Raw genomic sequence first — 15,483 nt, forward strand, 5'->3', positions numbered from 1 at the left:
TAAATGGTGCCTCGACCCGGAATCGAACCAGGGACACGAGGATTTTCAATCCTCTGCTCTACCAACTGAGCTATCGAGGCACTTTAACAGTGCTAATTAAAAATCTTAATAGATTTTTAATGCAATTCCCAACAACCTATACTGAGCCAGCTGTCTGGGCGTGCGGCGTATTAAACGAGTTTTGCCCTTACAAGTCAACTTTTTTTTTATCCTTTACGACTGTTTGAACGGTTTTCAAGCAACTCAGTACGTTTTTTATTGATAACGTGCATTTTTACCACAAACCAGTCTATATATATGAAATATTATAACTAAATCAGACTAAAACCGTAGTGAATTATTTTTGGTAAATGGTACGATTAGTTCAGATACCTATGCTAATGGCTAAAGTAGCAAAAACACATCAATGGGAACATTCAATGCAGAGTAAATTCTCTTCGCCGGTAAAAGGGTTATTACCACTTTTTTTAATATTTAATATTGCAGTTACCGCACTTGCCGTATTTGGTTACTCGTTCTACGTAAAAAATAAAACACAAGTAGTTCAACCTGAACAATCGGTAAATATTAAAACACTTGCATCTACATTAAACCAGCCAATGATCGACGCGCTAACAATGTATGGCCAAGACAAGGTTAAGCAATTACTCGACTTAACATCCTCTTTAGATGATGAGTTTGAATACACTCTTTATCGTTTCAGCGCGACTTCTGATACACAGCTCGTTTATAGCAATAGCGAGACCGCACCTGAGTCTATTAAAATTACACAATATAATGAGAACACAGGTGTGTTGCATCATATTCTCTTACTTAACGACCAGCCAATTGGTGAGCTAATTATTAAGCAGGAGTTAGCCCCACCACCATTAAGCATGCAAGACTCTCAAGTAATTGCGTATGGCATTGCAATCGCAACTGTTATTTCTTTATTTATCTTTGCGTTACTTTTTAATGTGTATATTAATGGGCGTTTGCGTAAGAGTACCGACTCACTGTCACAAGAGCTTCAAGCTATTACGGAACAAGGTAACTATAATAGTAGTATTAATGAACAACTTGATATTGGTTTAGGCGTCGTTGCACAAAATATAAATGTACTCCTTAAACAAGTACAAACAGCCCTAAGCGATAACGAGTCGGTACAAAAAGAACTGAAAAAACTACAAAATGGCTTAGAGTCAGAGGTACAAAACCGCACTATTGCACTCGAGAGAGAAACCTTAAAAGCACAAAGAGCTAGCGAAACTAAAACCACCTTTTTAGCTACTATGAGCCACGAGATCAGAACGCCGATGAATGGTGTTATTGGTACCATTGATTTACTGCGTCAAACCGAGCTAGATGGTGCTCAGCATCGCTTAAGTACTATTATTCGCGAATCAGCATTCTCATTACTGAGTATTTTGGACGATATTTTAGATTTTTCTAAAATTGAAGCCGGTAAGCTTAATATTGACCCAACCCCTTTTTCAGTTGGCGATACCTTAGAAGAAGTAACTCGCGTTTTGTCGTCGGTTGCTAAAAAACGCGAACTCGACTTAGAGCTATCAATTGCGCCAGATATTCCAGTAAATCTAGTCGGTGACAGCGTACGTGTGCGCCAAGTACTTTATAATCTGTGCAGCAATGCAATTAAATTCACAAGCACCGATGAAAAAACCCAGGGCCATGTAAGAATTTCGGTTGAGGTTGCGCATAACACCGCCGATCACTTTACCTTACGCTTTTGCGTAACCGATAACGGCAAAGGAATGACACAAGCTCAGCTAAGAGACATATTTAGCCCGTTTGTTCAGGCTGAGAGCTCGATAACCAGGGAGTTTGGTGGCACCGGCTTAGGGCTTTCTATTTGTAAGAGCCTTACAGAATTAATGTTAGGGACGATTCATGTAAATAGCCATGCTGGTATTGGCAGTGAGTTTACCGTTGAACTGCCTTTTAGTACTTCAGGTAAAATAAAATATGCTCATAAAAATGCCTTAGACGGCAAACCAATTATTGTTGTAAGTAACAATCTTCAACGCGAAAAAATAATGTATCGTTATTTATCGTTTATGGGGGCAAAAGTTATTTACGCACACACAGAAAAAGAAATTGAGCAACACCAAAACACTGAAGGTGCTATTTGGGTTGCTGATGGCATTGATAACATTGATGATATTAACTCTCTATTAAGGCGCCTGTTATATTCACTAGAAGATTACAATCAACAAGTTGTTGTACTGAGTAAATTAGACGAAGCAGCCATTAACCATAAAAATATTTTTTACATCAATGCATCTCCACTTTGTAAATCTAACTTTATGCTTTCGATTTTAGTTGCCGCAGGCTTGCATCAACCAAAACAAATTAAAAAAGCCAAAACACTTAATAACTATTTAAATGTAGAGCAAGCTAGAGAATCAAATAAACTGATTTTACTTGTTGAAGACAACCTTCTAAACCAGCAAGTTTTAACCGACCAATTGCATATATTAGGGTATGGCGTAGAGGTTGCAAACAATGGTGAAGAAGGCTTGGATATGTGGAGAAAGAACAACTATTCACTTATTTTAACCGATCTACACATGCCAAAAATGTCAGGATACGACATGGTTGAAAAAATTCGTAACGAAGCTGAATTGCTAGAAGCTATAGACGCTCAACCCTATATTGTGGCAGTTACAGCTAACGCCCTTAAAGGTGAAAAAGAGCGCTGTTTAGCCGTAGGTATTAACGATTTTATTACTAAACCTATAGAGCTAAATGCCTTAGAAGATACTCTTAAACGCTGGTTTGATAAGCAAGCACCTAAACAAGAGTTAATTCCTCAACAAAGTATGGCGCTACCCATAGACATGGATGCAGTTTCTAAGTACGTAAATGGCGATAAAGCTAAGCAACTACGCTTTTTCAAGATGTATTTAGAGCAAAGTCAAAGTTTAATTAAGTCTATAAATTCTGGTGTTATGGTTAACGACTTAGCAGAAATAATTGAAGGCTGCCATCAACTTAGATCTATATCTAAAACTATTGGTGCGCAAACAGTAGGAACACTAGCTGGTGCATTTGAAGATAAATGCAAAGCGGGAGAGCTAACAACCGATGAATTAATTGATTTACGTGATCAGTTAGAAATTGAATATTCTAAAGCGGCTCAATTTTTAAAAGAGCAAGTTAGAAAGGCAGAGCAGGAAAACGAAGAGTTTTAGCACTTTATAATTAACAATAAAAAAGGGGCTAATAGCCCCTTTTTTATTGTATTTACAATTTATTTTTCTGGCGGTCTATAGCCTTCAATTTCTACATCTTTATCTTCAAACAAAAAGCCAACCATTTGCTCTTCTAAAAATGTACGATGCTCTGGGTCCATCATATTTAAATGCTTTTCGTTAATTAGCATCGTTTGTTTGTGTTGCCATTGAGCAAAAGCTTCTTTAGAGATGTTATTAAAAATCTTTTCACCAATTTCACCCGGATAAAGTTGAAAACCTAAGCCTTCGGCTTCTTTTTGTAACTTTTGACAAAATACAGTACGTGCCATAATTAATTTCTCTTAAGCGTTAAATGCCAACAGTTTAACCTATTGGTGCAATTTGTTTAACCAACTTTTTAGTTGGCGCAGCTAAACCGACTTCCACTGATTGATCTAGCGGGTACCAAACTAGCTGACGTTCGTTAATTACATCCGGGATTTGTTTAAGATTTAATATATGTGGATTAATAGTCAGCTCAAAATGAGAAAATACATGGGTAAACGAAGCTAATGGTTCAAGTTCTGATATAAAGCCATGTTGAGCTAAAAAGTCATCTAGCTGTTGGCGTTCAGTAAACTCGAAAAAACCAAACAACCCACCCCAAATACCAGAGCTAGGGCGTTTTTCCATAAGGACCTTATCGTCGCACTTTATAATTAGCTGATGACAGCTTTTTTTAGGCACTGCTTTTTTAGGCTTCGAATGAGGAAACTCTTTAACTTTACTCGCATTAAACGCACCACAGCGACTATTTAACGGGCACGCCTCACAATCAAAGCGGCTACGTGAACATAAGCTTGCACCTAAATCCATCATAGCTTGGTTGAATTCTGTCACATTATTTTTAGGTGTTAATTGCGACGATAAATGCCAAAGCTGGTTTTCTACTTTTTTTACACCATACCACCCTTCAACCATAAAATAGCGTGCCAATACTCGCTTTACATTCCCATCTAAAATAGGGTGATGTTGACCAAGCGACAATGACAATATAGCCCCAGCTGTAGAGCGGCCTATGCCCGGCAAATCAATAACCTCTTCAAGCGTTTGAGGAAACTGTCCGTTGTATTTGTCGCGAACTATTTTTGCTGTTTTATGAAGATTTCGCGCGCGAGCGTAGTAACCTAAACCAGTCCAATGGTGTAGTACCTGATCTTCTTCGGCATTAGCCAAAGCAATAATATCAGGAAAACTTTTCATAAATTTTTCAAAATAAGGGATCACAGTAACAACTTGAGTTTGCTGAAGCATAACCTCAGAAACCCACACTTTATAAGGCGTTTTACCCAATTGCCACGGCAGCGTTTTTCTGCCATGAAGGTGATACCAATCAACTACTTGCTTTGAAAACCAGTGAGACTGCTCTTTATTTAAGTCCAACATATTATACTTTTTACTCATGCTCAATGGCGGGTCAGTCTATTGCAGTGAGTAAAAAGATCAAGCTATAGAGGCTGTAAAACCAGCTAATACTTGTGATTGAGGCCATCGTCAGGGATAATATGCAACCATTTTTAAACACATTGTTTTGTCAGGCCAATAAGATATGAGTGAATCAAGCAATACCAACCTCGAGCAAGCTAAGCAAGAAGGTAAATACATCCGCACCATTCGCAGTTTTGTAAAACGCGAAGGTCGATTAACCAAAGGCCAAGCCGCTGCAATCGAAAAATGCTGGCCAACAATGGGCTTAGAGCATAAAAACGGCATGCTTGATTTAAGCCAAGTATTCGGCAACAACAATGATGTAGTGCTAGAAATAGGCTTTGGTATGGGCAAGTCGCTTGTAGAAATGGCTAAAAATGCCCCACACTTAAACTTTATTGGTATTGAAGTACACCGCCCAGGCGTTGGTGCATGCTTAATGGATGCCGACGAAGCGGGTGTAACTAATTTACGCGTGTTTGAACATGATGCTGTAGAAGTACTTGCTGACTGCCTAAGCGATGAAAGCCTAACTACATTGCAATTATTCTTCCCAGACCCATGGCACAAAAAGCGCCACCATAAGCGCCGTATTGTACAAACTGAATTTGCTGAAAAACTACGTTCTAAATTAAAAATAGGCGGTGTTTTTCATATGGCTACTGATTGGGAAAACTACGCAGAACATATGCTAGAAGTTATGCAAGCTGCCCCGGGTTATAAAAATCAATCAGAAACTAACGATTATGTGCCTCGCCCTGATTTACGCCCTCTTACCAAATTTGAGCAACGCGGCCACCGATTAGGTCACGGCGTTTGGGACTTAATGTTTGAGCGCACAAAGTAATTACACTTTTATATTAATTTAACATACTGTAAGGCAAAGCCATTTATGAGCGTATTAACCAACCCAAGTTTACTGTTGCTGCGAAATAGTGATGCATTAACGGGTAAATCTATATTGGTGGTCAACTTTGTTCAAGATGGCTTTTTAGCTGAGCTTAAAACGCTTAATCCAAATAGCAAAATTACAGCGTTTAGCTATAACCATGCTAATGGTGAATTTGCTAAAAATACTCATGGTGTTGATGTAAAAGTTAACCACACCATTACCGGCAGTGATTATGATTTAGTCATTCTTTATTATCCTAAATCAAAACCAGAGCTTTTAATGGCCCTTGATAACATACGCGCTGTAATAACTGCCGACGCAGAGTTATTAGTTGTTGGTGAAAATAAAAGTGGCGTTAAATCCATTGAAAAACAATTAGCAGCTAAAACTGAATATAGTAATAAAATTGATTCGGCTAAACACTGCGTACTTTACTCATTTTCTCAAATTGAACTCAATGCGCAATTTGATATTAGCCACTACCATAAAACATTTACCGTTAGTATTGCCGATACATCATTTTCAGCTATTAGCGTACCCGGCGTGTTTAACCATGGCTGTTTAGACGCTGGTACGAAAATGCTACTCGAAAATGCCCCTTCAACTAAACAAGGTAAAGTACTCGACTTTGGTTGTGGTGCTGGCTTAATTGCGACCTTTTTAGGGTTAAAAAATACAGCTCTTGAATTTGTATGTAGCGACGTAAGCGCACTTGCAACCTATGCAACAACTCAAACTTTAAAGTTAAACGGGGTAACTGGTGAAGCAATTCTCAGTGATGGCCTTAAAAATATTAGTGGTAAGTTTGATTTAATAGTGAGTAATCCGCCGTTTCACACAGGAATTGCTACAGACTACAGCGTTGCCGAAACGTTTTTAGCTAACGCTAAACAGCATTTAACTAAAAACGGAAAGCTAACTATTGTTGCAAACAGCTTTTTAAAATACCCGCCAATTTTAGAAACACAATTTGAAGCGTATCAAACCGTATTCAAAAACAATAAATTTGCCGTATATAGCAGTTAAACACGCTTAAATGCTCAGTTAAACAATTAATATGTTTGGCTTAGTATTTGAATGTATACTTAATTTTATGTGTTTTTTTGCGCCACTCTCTGCCTTCTTTGCTAAACTAATAAAATAATAAAACTTAACGACTCAGGCGACACTTTAATAATGCCTAGAAAAGTTCATCAAAGCAGTATTCGTAAAGCACTTATAAATTTAATCATGCTTATAACTGCTATTTGCTTGTCGTTATCGATTTCTATATCGACTTACCTAAGTGTTAAAGAGCAAAAACAATTAATAGTTAGTAAGCTCGTTATTCTCGCTGAAATTGTTGCCTTTGACGCAGGAATGTCAGTTTTTGAAGATGACAGAGAAACAGAAGAAAAACGCCTTAAATACTTTGAAAAAATCTCTCTAGTTAAAAACATACATGTTTATTCTATTGAGCAAGCATCTCAAAAGCCTGTTTTTTTTATTAGTTTCAACGCAAAAAAAACGCCACCAGTCCCCCTCAGAATCGACAGTATTGAGGAACTAAAAACACCACGTATAACCAACGAAGATATTGAACTAATAAAGCCAATTTTTCATAATGAAAAGCTTGTTGGCCATGTATACATCCGCGGTAGCCTTGAAAGCTTAGACGATTATATAAAACAAAAAATAGTTGTGGATGCCTTACTTACTTTATTGATACTTGTTGTTGTGTATTTTATTGCAATAAATGTTCAAAAAAGAATAGCCCGACCGATAGAAAGATTGAGCATGCTATTACAAGACGTATCAAAAAATCATAACTACGATGTACGCGCACCGGTAACCGACGTAAAAGAAATATCAGCGCTTTCAAACAGTTTAAATATCATGCTTACACGCACTCAAAAACAACTGACCCGCCATGAAAAAGACAAAGAAGAAATTAAACAGCTTAACCAGGGATTAGAAGAAAAAGTAAACCAACGAACCATAGCCTTACGAGAGGCAAATCAAGAATTGTTGTCAACCCTTGAGCGTATGCATCAGTATCAAACACAAATTGTTGAAAATGAAAAAATGGCATCCCTTGGCCAAATGGTCGCCGGTGTTGCACATGAAGTTAATACCCCAATAGGGCTTGGCATTACTAGTTCAACCTTGCTGCGCGATAAGTTAGCTGATTTACAAATTAGCTTTGATGACAAAAAGCTGACTTCAAATCAATTAAAGCGCTTTATTGATGAAGGCATAGAAAATTTAGATTTAATTTACCGTAACTTAAACCGTGCAGCAGACTTAATTTCAACTTTTAAAAAAGTAGCGGTTATTCAAGATGATGACGTAACTACCTACATCAATATTCATAAGTTAATAACGGATGTTTTGACATCAATAAGCTCTGAACTTGAAGAGAAAAAACCTGTTATAAACATAAATTGTGCAACCGACTTAACAATAGAAAGCAAATCTGAACCACTACAACAAGTATTTATACAACTACTAACAAACTCTCTGCTACATGGGTTTATAGGTAATGAAAATAACGAAATACAGTTTGATGTGGAGTTAACGGGTAAAAAACTCACTATTATTTACAGTGACAATGGCCAAGGTGTAGACAAAAAAATTAAACATAGGATCTTCGATCCTTTCGTAACATCAAAAAGAGGGCAAGGAGCGAGTGGACTAGGCATGCACTTAGTTTACAATTTAGTAACACAAGCTTTAGGCGGCCACATATTAATTGATTTAGAAAAAAAACACGGTGCGCGATTCATCATAACCATCCCTTGAAAGTGAAGTAACCAAGTGTATTTATTTGCTTACACTCATTGAATTACTACTTATCGACCATATTTATGCTTTATGTGACAAGTAAGGGTAATAGTTATCGTTTATAGAGCGCAATTTTTTGAACTTTATTACTTTTGCGATATCACATACATTGATGAAAGATTAGATAGTGATATAATTTAACTTTGAATTAGTCTGATTATTTAACAGTTTTGCATAGTCAGCCGGTCCATAAATTTTCAAAGTAAATGAACTTCATACGTGTAATGATCAATTTAACAGTAGTTTTTACACGGGCTTTTTGAGCAAACTTTGAACTCTTGCTGTTTTATTTTTATCCAACTTGTTTTTTCTTGTTAACAATTGGATATAATCCTATAATCTCTAGTAGTCGGATTTATACTAAATACCGATTTTTTGTAAATAAAATATTCCAAAAAGGTTAATTAATAATGCAAACGCCAGTCATTCTAATCGTAGAGGATGAAGACGTAACTCGACTAAACCTCGTTAGTTTATTTGAAGCTGAAGGTTACAAAGTTATTGAAGCCATTGATGGCGATGACATGCATGACAAGCTTACAAATAACGACGACGTTAATCTCGTAGTTATGGATATCAATCTTCCAGGCAAAAACGGCCTTATATTAGCCCGTGAACTACGCCAAAAACGCAAAGTAGGCCTTATTTTCTTAACAGGTCGTGATAACGATGTTGATCGTATTTTAGGGCTTGAAATTGGCGCTGATGATTACATTACTAAACCATTTAACCCTCGTGAATTGACTATTAGAGCTCGCAACCTTATTACGCGTACAGGCCTAAGTGATGATGAATCAGCGCTTGAAACCAATGGCGTTATTACATTTAACGGTTGGGAATTAGATGAAAACAGCCGCTGTTTAACATCTCCTAATGGCGATGCTAAACGCTTGCCTAAAGGCGAGTATAGAGCACTGCGTTTAATGCTTGATTCTCCGGGTCGTATTTTTAGCCGTGAACAACTGATTAAACATATGACTGGGCGTGAACTTCGTGCAAACGACCGTACTGTCGATGTAACTATCCGCCGTATTCGTAAGCATTTTGAAAGCGATAACTCTACATCGGAGCTTATCAGCACCATTCATGGTGAAGGCTACCGCTTTATTGGTAAAATCGACAGCTAATTAGGGTTCATTCTAATTGCTGTAGAAATAAATGAAGGGCATGTTGTCCTTCATTTATTTTATTTGCCAACACGAGCAGCCACTCCTCAAGCACCTCATCTGACTCTTCTATTGCGCCGTACTCCATCACTTTTGCATGCAGTTGAACATCGTTTAAACCAACAGAACCTGCAGCACCTTTAAGCTTATGCGCAACCGATTTATACTCTTCCCTGTCGCCTGTATTTAATGATGTAAGCAGTTCTTGTTGATACTGCGGATTTAGCTTTTCGAATAGCTGACTGCTGCGCCGAAAAACAACTAATCCCATTGAGTTAACAAAGTCTTCTATTGTTTCAACATCTAGCAAATGTGCATCAATATTTTTAAGTGCCTCGTCGGTTACTTTTAGCTGTGGCTCGGTGCATTGAGCTTGCTTAATATCAAACAAGTCAGCAAGCATTTTATCAAGCTTTACTGTATTGATAGGCTTAGCTAGAGCGCCTTGAATAGAAATACCTTCAAGCTCTTCTTCTGCACTTCTTACATTAGCGGTTAGTGCAACAATAGGCAGGTTATCAAAATGACTATCGGCACGAATTTGCCTTGCAACTTCGTCCCCATTTATATCGGGTAGCTGCATATCAAGTAATACTAAATCTAGGTCGTCTTCGGTATCTACAAACGAAAGAGCATCTTCGCCTGTTTCAGCCCATAACACTTCGTGACCGCGTTGTTCTAATAAATTGGTGGCTATTTCTGCATTAAGCGGTACATCTTCAACAAGTAAAATGTAAAGCTCTCGTCCAACATAGCTCTGCTCTGTGGGGGCAATACATAAACTAAGCGGTATTTGTACTGTAAAGCAACTGCCCTCCCCCTCTGTACTATTTACTGTAATACTGCCTTTCATTGCGGTCACTAGCGCTTTGGTTACCGCAAGACCAATGCCTGAACCAATGGCATTTGTGCCTTGTAAGTCAGGTGCTTTGTAATACATATCAAAAATACGAGAAAGCTGCTCTTGAGGAATACCTTGCCCTGTGTCTGATATTTTAATAACTAACCACGGACCTTCAGGGCGATTTTCACGGCTACATTCAAGTGTTACTTTGCCATGCTGGGTAAACTTCACCGCGTTATTTATCAGGTTCCAAACCACTTGGCGTAAACGAGTGGGATCAAGCAGCGCATATATGTCTAGCTTACCATTTCGTTCAATATCAAACTCCAGCCCTTTTTGCTCTGTAATTAAACCTGCAAAATTCACAACATCGTTTATAAAATCAGATACATTGATAGAATTTGCAGCAATATCGAGCTGTTCTCTGTCTATTTTATCTAAATCTATAATGTCGTTAAAAATATTCCCGAGCGTCTCTGCACTTGAAAAAACCGTATTACACCAACTACGCTGCTGCTTATTAAGGTCGGTATCAAGCAACATGCGTGTTAAACCCACAATACCATTAAGCGGTGTACGCAACTCATGGCTTAATGTAGCAATAAACTTACCTTTATCTTTATATGCGGTTTCAAGAGCCTCAGCGGCTTCTTTACGGCTAGTAATATCACGCCCAAAACCAAGCAAACCAATGTAGTCACCTTCATCGTTTATAAAAGGAAGTTTTCGTAATTCAAACCAGCGTGTTGCGCCATTAACTTCATAACCTACATCGATGGTGATTGCTTTGTGAGTTTGCTCTACCTCTTTGTCTGTGCGAAGTACTTCAGATAAAAAGTCATTTGGAAATATTTGTTCTACCGTTTTACCAATGAGCTCAAGGCTTGATTTACCCATTACTTCTTCAAACATTTTATTGCAGCCAGCAAATACCCCATTGTTGTCGCGGTAATAAAATAAATCGGGGGATGAATCAACAATTGAGCGCTGTAGCATGCTTTGCTGAGCTAGCTCTTGCTGTGTTTTTTTGCGCTCTGCAATTTCTCTACGAAGCTCTTCAATGGCGCGATGTTTGGCATGAAAGGCCATTTTACGTTCATCTATTTCAATATTAAGCCGATTAATATTATCTTTAAGTGTTTGGTTTAATAGTTTTTCTTGTTTGGTTGCGCTATCTAAGTAGGCGTATGAAGCGTCTAACTGACGAATTGAGTTTATAAGTACGCTAATAATTAGAGGTGACACTACAGCTGAAAAAAATACCACAGCCAAAATATCTACAAGAAACAATTCACCTATCGCTACGTAATAAAACATACTCGATAAAATAAGAGACGCAGCTAAAAATAAAGCGTAACAAATGGCAGCCGTTTTTAACTCGCCAAATCGCGCTATAGAACTTGAAAGCACCCGAACCCAAGGGCTCAAAGAATAATCGGTCATACGTAGTTTTATCTCTTTGCTGTTTGCTTAAATATAAGTAAGGCAATGCTATTTTACAGATTTTAGCATTTTTCTATTCGCTATTTTCGTGTTGTGCGACAAAAACAGTAAAAATTCATACGCGATTTTGACTGGCAATAAAGTCCTCGTTTCAGCCACTGATTATTTCGTGTAAAATAAGGCGCCTTATCATTGCCAATAACGAGTAACATAGCATGCAAACCAATATGCCCGATATAGCCGACACTGCTCCCGCATTACAAACAGGTAAATTAGACTGGGTTGGCATGGGTGAAATTGAACTGCCATTTATTTTTGAATCGCGTCATTTAAGCCCTGTTACCGTTAATGCTAAAGCGCGCGCATTCGTAAACTTACATAAAGAAGACGCCAAAGGCATTCATATGTCGCGCTTATTTTTAGCGCTTGATTTACTCTCAACAGAGCAACAAGTAAATCCTAAAACAATTGGCCAAGCGCTTGATACCTTTATATCAAGCCATGAAGGCTTGAGTAATAAGGCGCAAATTGAGTTTAAATTTGAGCTTCCACTTCGCCGCAAGTCTCTATTAAGTGGGAAAGCTGGCTGGAAAAGCTATCCAATTACACTGACAAGTACAATTGAAAACAATATTATTAGTTACGAGCTAACTGTTGATGTTACCTACTCATCTACTTGCCCTTGTTCGGCAGCACTTGCACGCCAGCTGATACAAAACGCATTCAGCGAAAAGTTTAACCAAGACACACTCAACCAAAAAGACGTACTTGATTGGCTTGGCACAACACAAGGCATTGTGGCAACACCTCACTCGCAACGCTCAATTGCTAACGTAAAAGTTAAACTCGATAGCAACATCCATGAGTTTGATGTAGTTAACTTAATAAATACCCTTGAGGGCGAGCTCAAAACGCCAGTACAAGCGGCAGTAAAGCGTGAAGATGAACAAGAATTTGCCCGTTTAAATGGTCAAAATTTAATGTTTTGCGAAGATGCAGCACGTAAAATTAAAGCAATATTAGAAGCAGACAGTTACGCAGATTACTGGCTACAAATAAACCATTACGAATCGCTTCATGCACACGATGCCGTAGCTGTTGCTGTGAAAGGTATTAATGGCGGGTATAAAGCATAAAACACCTGCGTCAACTTAAATCGCCATTCGGTAATTCAGATACAACTTAGGCACAGTATTTGCTTTAACAAAACAGTGTCAATTTGTTGTTATGGAGTTACCGTATGGAATTCGCTTTATTGTCGATTTTAGTATTAGTGGTAGGTGCATCAATTGCCGCGTCAAAATTTAGTGACGACGGCGGTAATCCTTATCCTTTCAAACGTAAACAAAGCGTATTTACGCAAGTAGAAAGCGCCTTTTTAAATCTATTAGAGCGTGCTATTGGCGATCAATACAAGATTGTGAGCCGAGTTAAGCTTATTGATGTCATCGACTGCAAAGAAGGCTTATCACCTAAATCAAAACGTGCTGCTATTGCCAAAGCCAAAAATAAGCAGCTTGATTTTGTGTTAATCGACAAAGAAAAGATGACCATAGTTGCCGCCGTTGATTTAGTAAATAACGCCAACAAAGATGGCCATAAAGCACAGCGCGACTGGTTTGTGAATGGCGCCTTAGAAGCTGCAGGTATTCCACACATTCGCATGAAGGTAAAAGCAGGCTATCGTCCATCAGAAGTACGCGATGCCATTATGTTTAAGTTAGGCAAACCTGCACCGACAGCACAGCGTCCTTTGCGCAACCGAGTTCACAAACCTGCCGTTTTATCACCTTCACAAGCTAAAGCCCATTCAACAGCATTAGCCGAAATATAATTATCAGGTGACTAAACTTGCATTAAAGCGAGCATTTTAAATGTCTCGCTTTTTTGTTTTTTATTGTTAACTTCACGTATAATCATGCTATTCAAACTCAGGAATCAAACACTATGAATGTTGGTATTATTGGCGCAATGGAGCCAGAAGTTAAAATATTGCGTGAAGCAATGCAAAACCCAGCTGTTTTAACTAAAGCAGGTTTTACATTTTACACTGGTGAATTAGCGGGTTGTACAGTTACTCTTGTTCAATCAGGTATTGGTAAAGTAGCATCAAGCATTGCAACTACATTACTTATTGATAACTTTAAACCTGATTGCGTTATTAACACCGGCTCTGCTGGCGGTTTTGATCCATCATTAAGTGTTGGGGATGTCGTCATATCGTCAGAAGTTCGTCACCACGATGTAGACGTAACCGCTTTTGGCTACGAAATTGGCCAAGTACCGCAAATGCCTGCAGGTTTTGTTGCGCACCCTAAATTGGTTGAAGCAGCACAACAAACTATTGCACAAATTAGCGAAGTTAAAACCTTGGTTGGCCTTATTTGTACTGGCGATACTTTTATGTGTGACCCTGTTCGTATTGATAAAGCGCGCAGCGACTTCCCTTCAATGCTTGCAGTAGAAATGGAAGGTGCATCTATTGCGCAAACCTGTCATACGCTTGAAACACCTTTTGTTGTTATTCGTTCAATGTCTGATATTGCAGGTAAAGAATCGCCACAATCATTTGAAGAGTACCTAGAAACAGCATCAATTAACTCATCTAAAATGGTTGTTGCTCTGCTTGAAAAGCTAACGGCTGTAACACTGTAAATGCTTAGCAATATTGTTCAAAACCATTTGGACTTTATTGTATTCATAATAGCGCTCCTTGCTGAGCGCTTTTTACCACTCGTTAGTTGGTACCACCCTAATACCGTTTTAGTGGCCGTGTTTCGCGCCATGGGCAAACGTATTTATAGTAAACAAAATACAAACAGCTACCACTATTTAGCAGCCATCCTTGCCAGCGTGCTGGTGCTCAGTGTTATTTTAATAATTATTACTTTACTGCTTGAATTTGCATTTTACCCCGAGTTACTGGCAGGCCTTATTTTATACCTTTGCCTTGAAAGCCAAAGCCTCAACAAAAAAGCGCGTCGTATTGCAAAGTTGACCAAGCAAAACCAAAAGTCAGCCGCGCGCGAACTATTAAAACCGATACTCGCACGTGAAGTAAGCAAGCTTTCTACAGCCGGCATTATTAAAGCACTTATAGAGAGCTTAATACTTCGCACTGCCCGTTATTACTTTGTAGTTATATTTATTTTTTTACTTTTAGGCCCCATTGCAGCTCTTGGGTACCGACTACTTACCTTAATGCAGCAAGCATGGCGCCATGATGTTTCACCAAACAGCGCATTTTTAAAACCATTAAAGCTTATTTTATTTGTTATTGAGTATATTCCGGTACGTTTATTGTCCCTAACAATTGCTGCGAGTAAGGCCACAAAACAAAGTATTCATTATATAAAACACTATGGCCAACACTTCTATCAAACAAATACAGGGTGGTTACTCAGTGCATGTTCAGCATCACTTGGCGTGCAACTGGGTGGGCCCGCTATGTATTTTAATAAGCGGTATAACAAAATGCGTGTTGGTACTGATAGGCTACCTAACGCTGACGATGTGCCAGCCGTATTAAATCGGCTTAATCAGGCGCGTGCCTTTTGGGTACTCGTTATTGTGTGTATTGAAATTCTAAAAAGCATTTAAGCTTTACTTAGTAAAAAATTGAATATAAAAAAACCAGCCTCAGCTGGTTTT

12 protein-coding genes and 1 tRNA gene are annotated in these 15,483 nt (G+C 38.4%); 9 read left to right on the forward strand and 4 right to left on the reverse strand.

Features of this window, described 5'->3' with window-relative positions; all coding sequences use genetic code 11:
* Positions 1-4 precede the first annotated feature (4 nt).
* Positions 5-80: transfer RNA gene (locus tag ATS71_RS10655), tRNA-Phe, on the reverse strand.
* A gap of 339 nt (positions 81-419) precedes the next feature.
* Here ATS71_RS10655 and ATS71_RS10660 point away from each other — a divergent pair.
* The gene (locus ATS71_RS10660; RefSeq protein ID WP_058404845.1) at positions 420-3,194 is read left to right on the forward strand and encodes an ATP-binding protein; all 2,775 of its coding nucleotides are present in this window, start codon (positions 420-422) and stop codon (positions 3,192-3,194) included.
* A gap of 59 nt (positions 3,195-3,253) precedes the next feature.
* Here ATS71_RS10660 and ATS71_RS10665 read toward each other — a convergent pair whose 3' ends face one another.
* Positions 3,254-3,526 carry an oxidative damage protection protein gene (locus ATS71_RS10665; protein ID WP_058404815.1) on the reverse strand — a complete coding sequence of 91 codons (273 nt, stop codon included), beginning with the start codon at positions 3,524-3,526 and terminating at the stop codon, positions 3,254-3,256.
* Positions 3,527-3,560: 34 nt separating this feature from the next.
* Positions 3,561-4,622 (reverse strand): A/G-specific adenine glycosylase, encoded by a 1,062-nt coding sequence (mutY, locus tag ATS71_RS10670; RefSeq protein WP_058404816.1) that lies wholly within the window; start codon positions 4,620-4,622, stop codon positions 3,561-3,563.
* A 163-nt stretch (positions 4,623-4,785) separates the two neighbouring features.
* Between mutY and trmB the strand changes: the two genes are divergently transcribed.
* From trmB to arcA, 4 genes are all read left to right on the forward strand, one after another.
* The gene (gene trmB / locus ATS71_RS10675) at positions 4,786-5,511 is read left to right on the forward strand and encodes a tRNA (guanosine(46)-N7)-methyltransferase TrmB (protein WP_006794328.1); all 726 of its coding nucleotides are present in this window, start codon (positions 4,786-4,788) and stop codon (positions 5,509-5,511) included.
* Positions 5,512-5,556: 45 nt separating this feature from the next.
* Positions 5,557-6,582 carry a methyltransferase gene (locus tag ATS71_RS10680; RefSeq protein WP_058404817.1) on the forward strand — a complete coding sequence of 342 codons (1,026 nt, stop codon included), beginning with the start codon at positions 5,557-5,559 and terminating at the stop codon, positions 6,580-6,582.
* 150 nt (positions 6,583-6,732) lie between these two features.
* On the forward strand, positions 6,733-8,337 hold the full coding sequence (locus ATS71_RS10685) for a sensor histidine kinase (RefSeq protein ID WP_058404818.1): 1,605 nt from the start codon (positions 6,733-6,735) through the stop codon (positions 8,335-8,337).
* Positions 8,338-8,789: 452 nt separating this feature from the next.
* Positions 8,790-9,506: a two-component system response regulator ArcA gene (gene arcA / locus ATS71_RS10690; RefSeq protein WP_006794331.1), complete on the forward strand. Its 717-nt coding sequence runs from the start codon at positions 8,790-8,792 to the stop codon at positions 9,504-9,506.
* Between the two features lie 7 nt (positions 9,507-9,513).
* Here arcA and arcB read toward each other — a convergent pair whose 3' ends face one another.
* Positions 9,514-11,832 carry an aerobic respiration two-component sensor histidine kinase ArcB gene (gene arcB, locus ATS71_RS10695; protein WP_058404819.1) on the reverse strand — a complete coding sequence of 773 codons (2,319 nt, stop codon included), beginning with the start codon at positions 11,830-11,832 and terminating at the stop codon, positions 9,514-9,516.
* Between the two features lie 215 nt (positions 11,833-12,047).
* Here arcB and folE2 point away from each other — a divergent pair, with 215 nt between their 5' ends.
* The 4 genes from folE2 (at position 12,048) to ATS71_RS10715 (ending at position 15,432) form a co-directional block, all read left to right on the forward strand.
* Positions 12,048-12,968 carry a GTP cyclohydrolase FolE2 gene (gene folE2, locus ATS71_RS10700; RefSeq protein WP_058404820.1) on the forward strand — a complete coding sequence of 307 codons (921 nt, stop codon included), beginning with the start codon at positions 12,048-12,050 and terminating at the stop codon, positions 12,966-12,968.
* Positions 12,969-13,072: 104 nt separating this feature from the next.
* Positions 13,073-13,666: a DUF2726 domain-containing protein gene (locus ATS71_RS10705; protein WP_006794335.1), complete on the forward strand. Its 594-nt coding sequence runs from the start codon at positions 13,073-13,075 to the stop codon at positions 13,664-13,666.
* A gap of 113 nt (positions 13,667-13,779) precedes the next feature.
* Positions 13,780-14,487: a 5'-methylthioadenosine/S-adenosylhomocysteine nucleosidase gene (mtnN, locus tag ATS71_RS10710; protein WP_058404821.1), complete on the forward strand. Its 708-nt coding sequence runs from the start codon at positions 13,780-13,782 to the stop codon at positions 14,485-14,487.
* Complete coding sequence (locus ATS71_RS10715) at positions 14,488-15,432, forward strand: cobalamin biosynthesis protein CobD/CbiB (protein WP_058404822.1); 945 nt, start codon at positions 14,488-14,490, stop codon at positions 15,430-15,432.
* The last annotated feature ends 51 nt before the right edge of the window (positions 15,433-15,483 follow it).

This window comes from Pseudoalteromonas sp. H71, assembly GCF_001468485.1.
Taxonomy (GTDB): domain Bacteria; phylum Pseudomonadota; class Gammaproteobacteria; order Enterobacterales; family Alteromonadaceae; genus Pseudoalteromonas.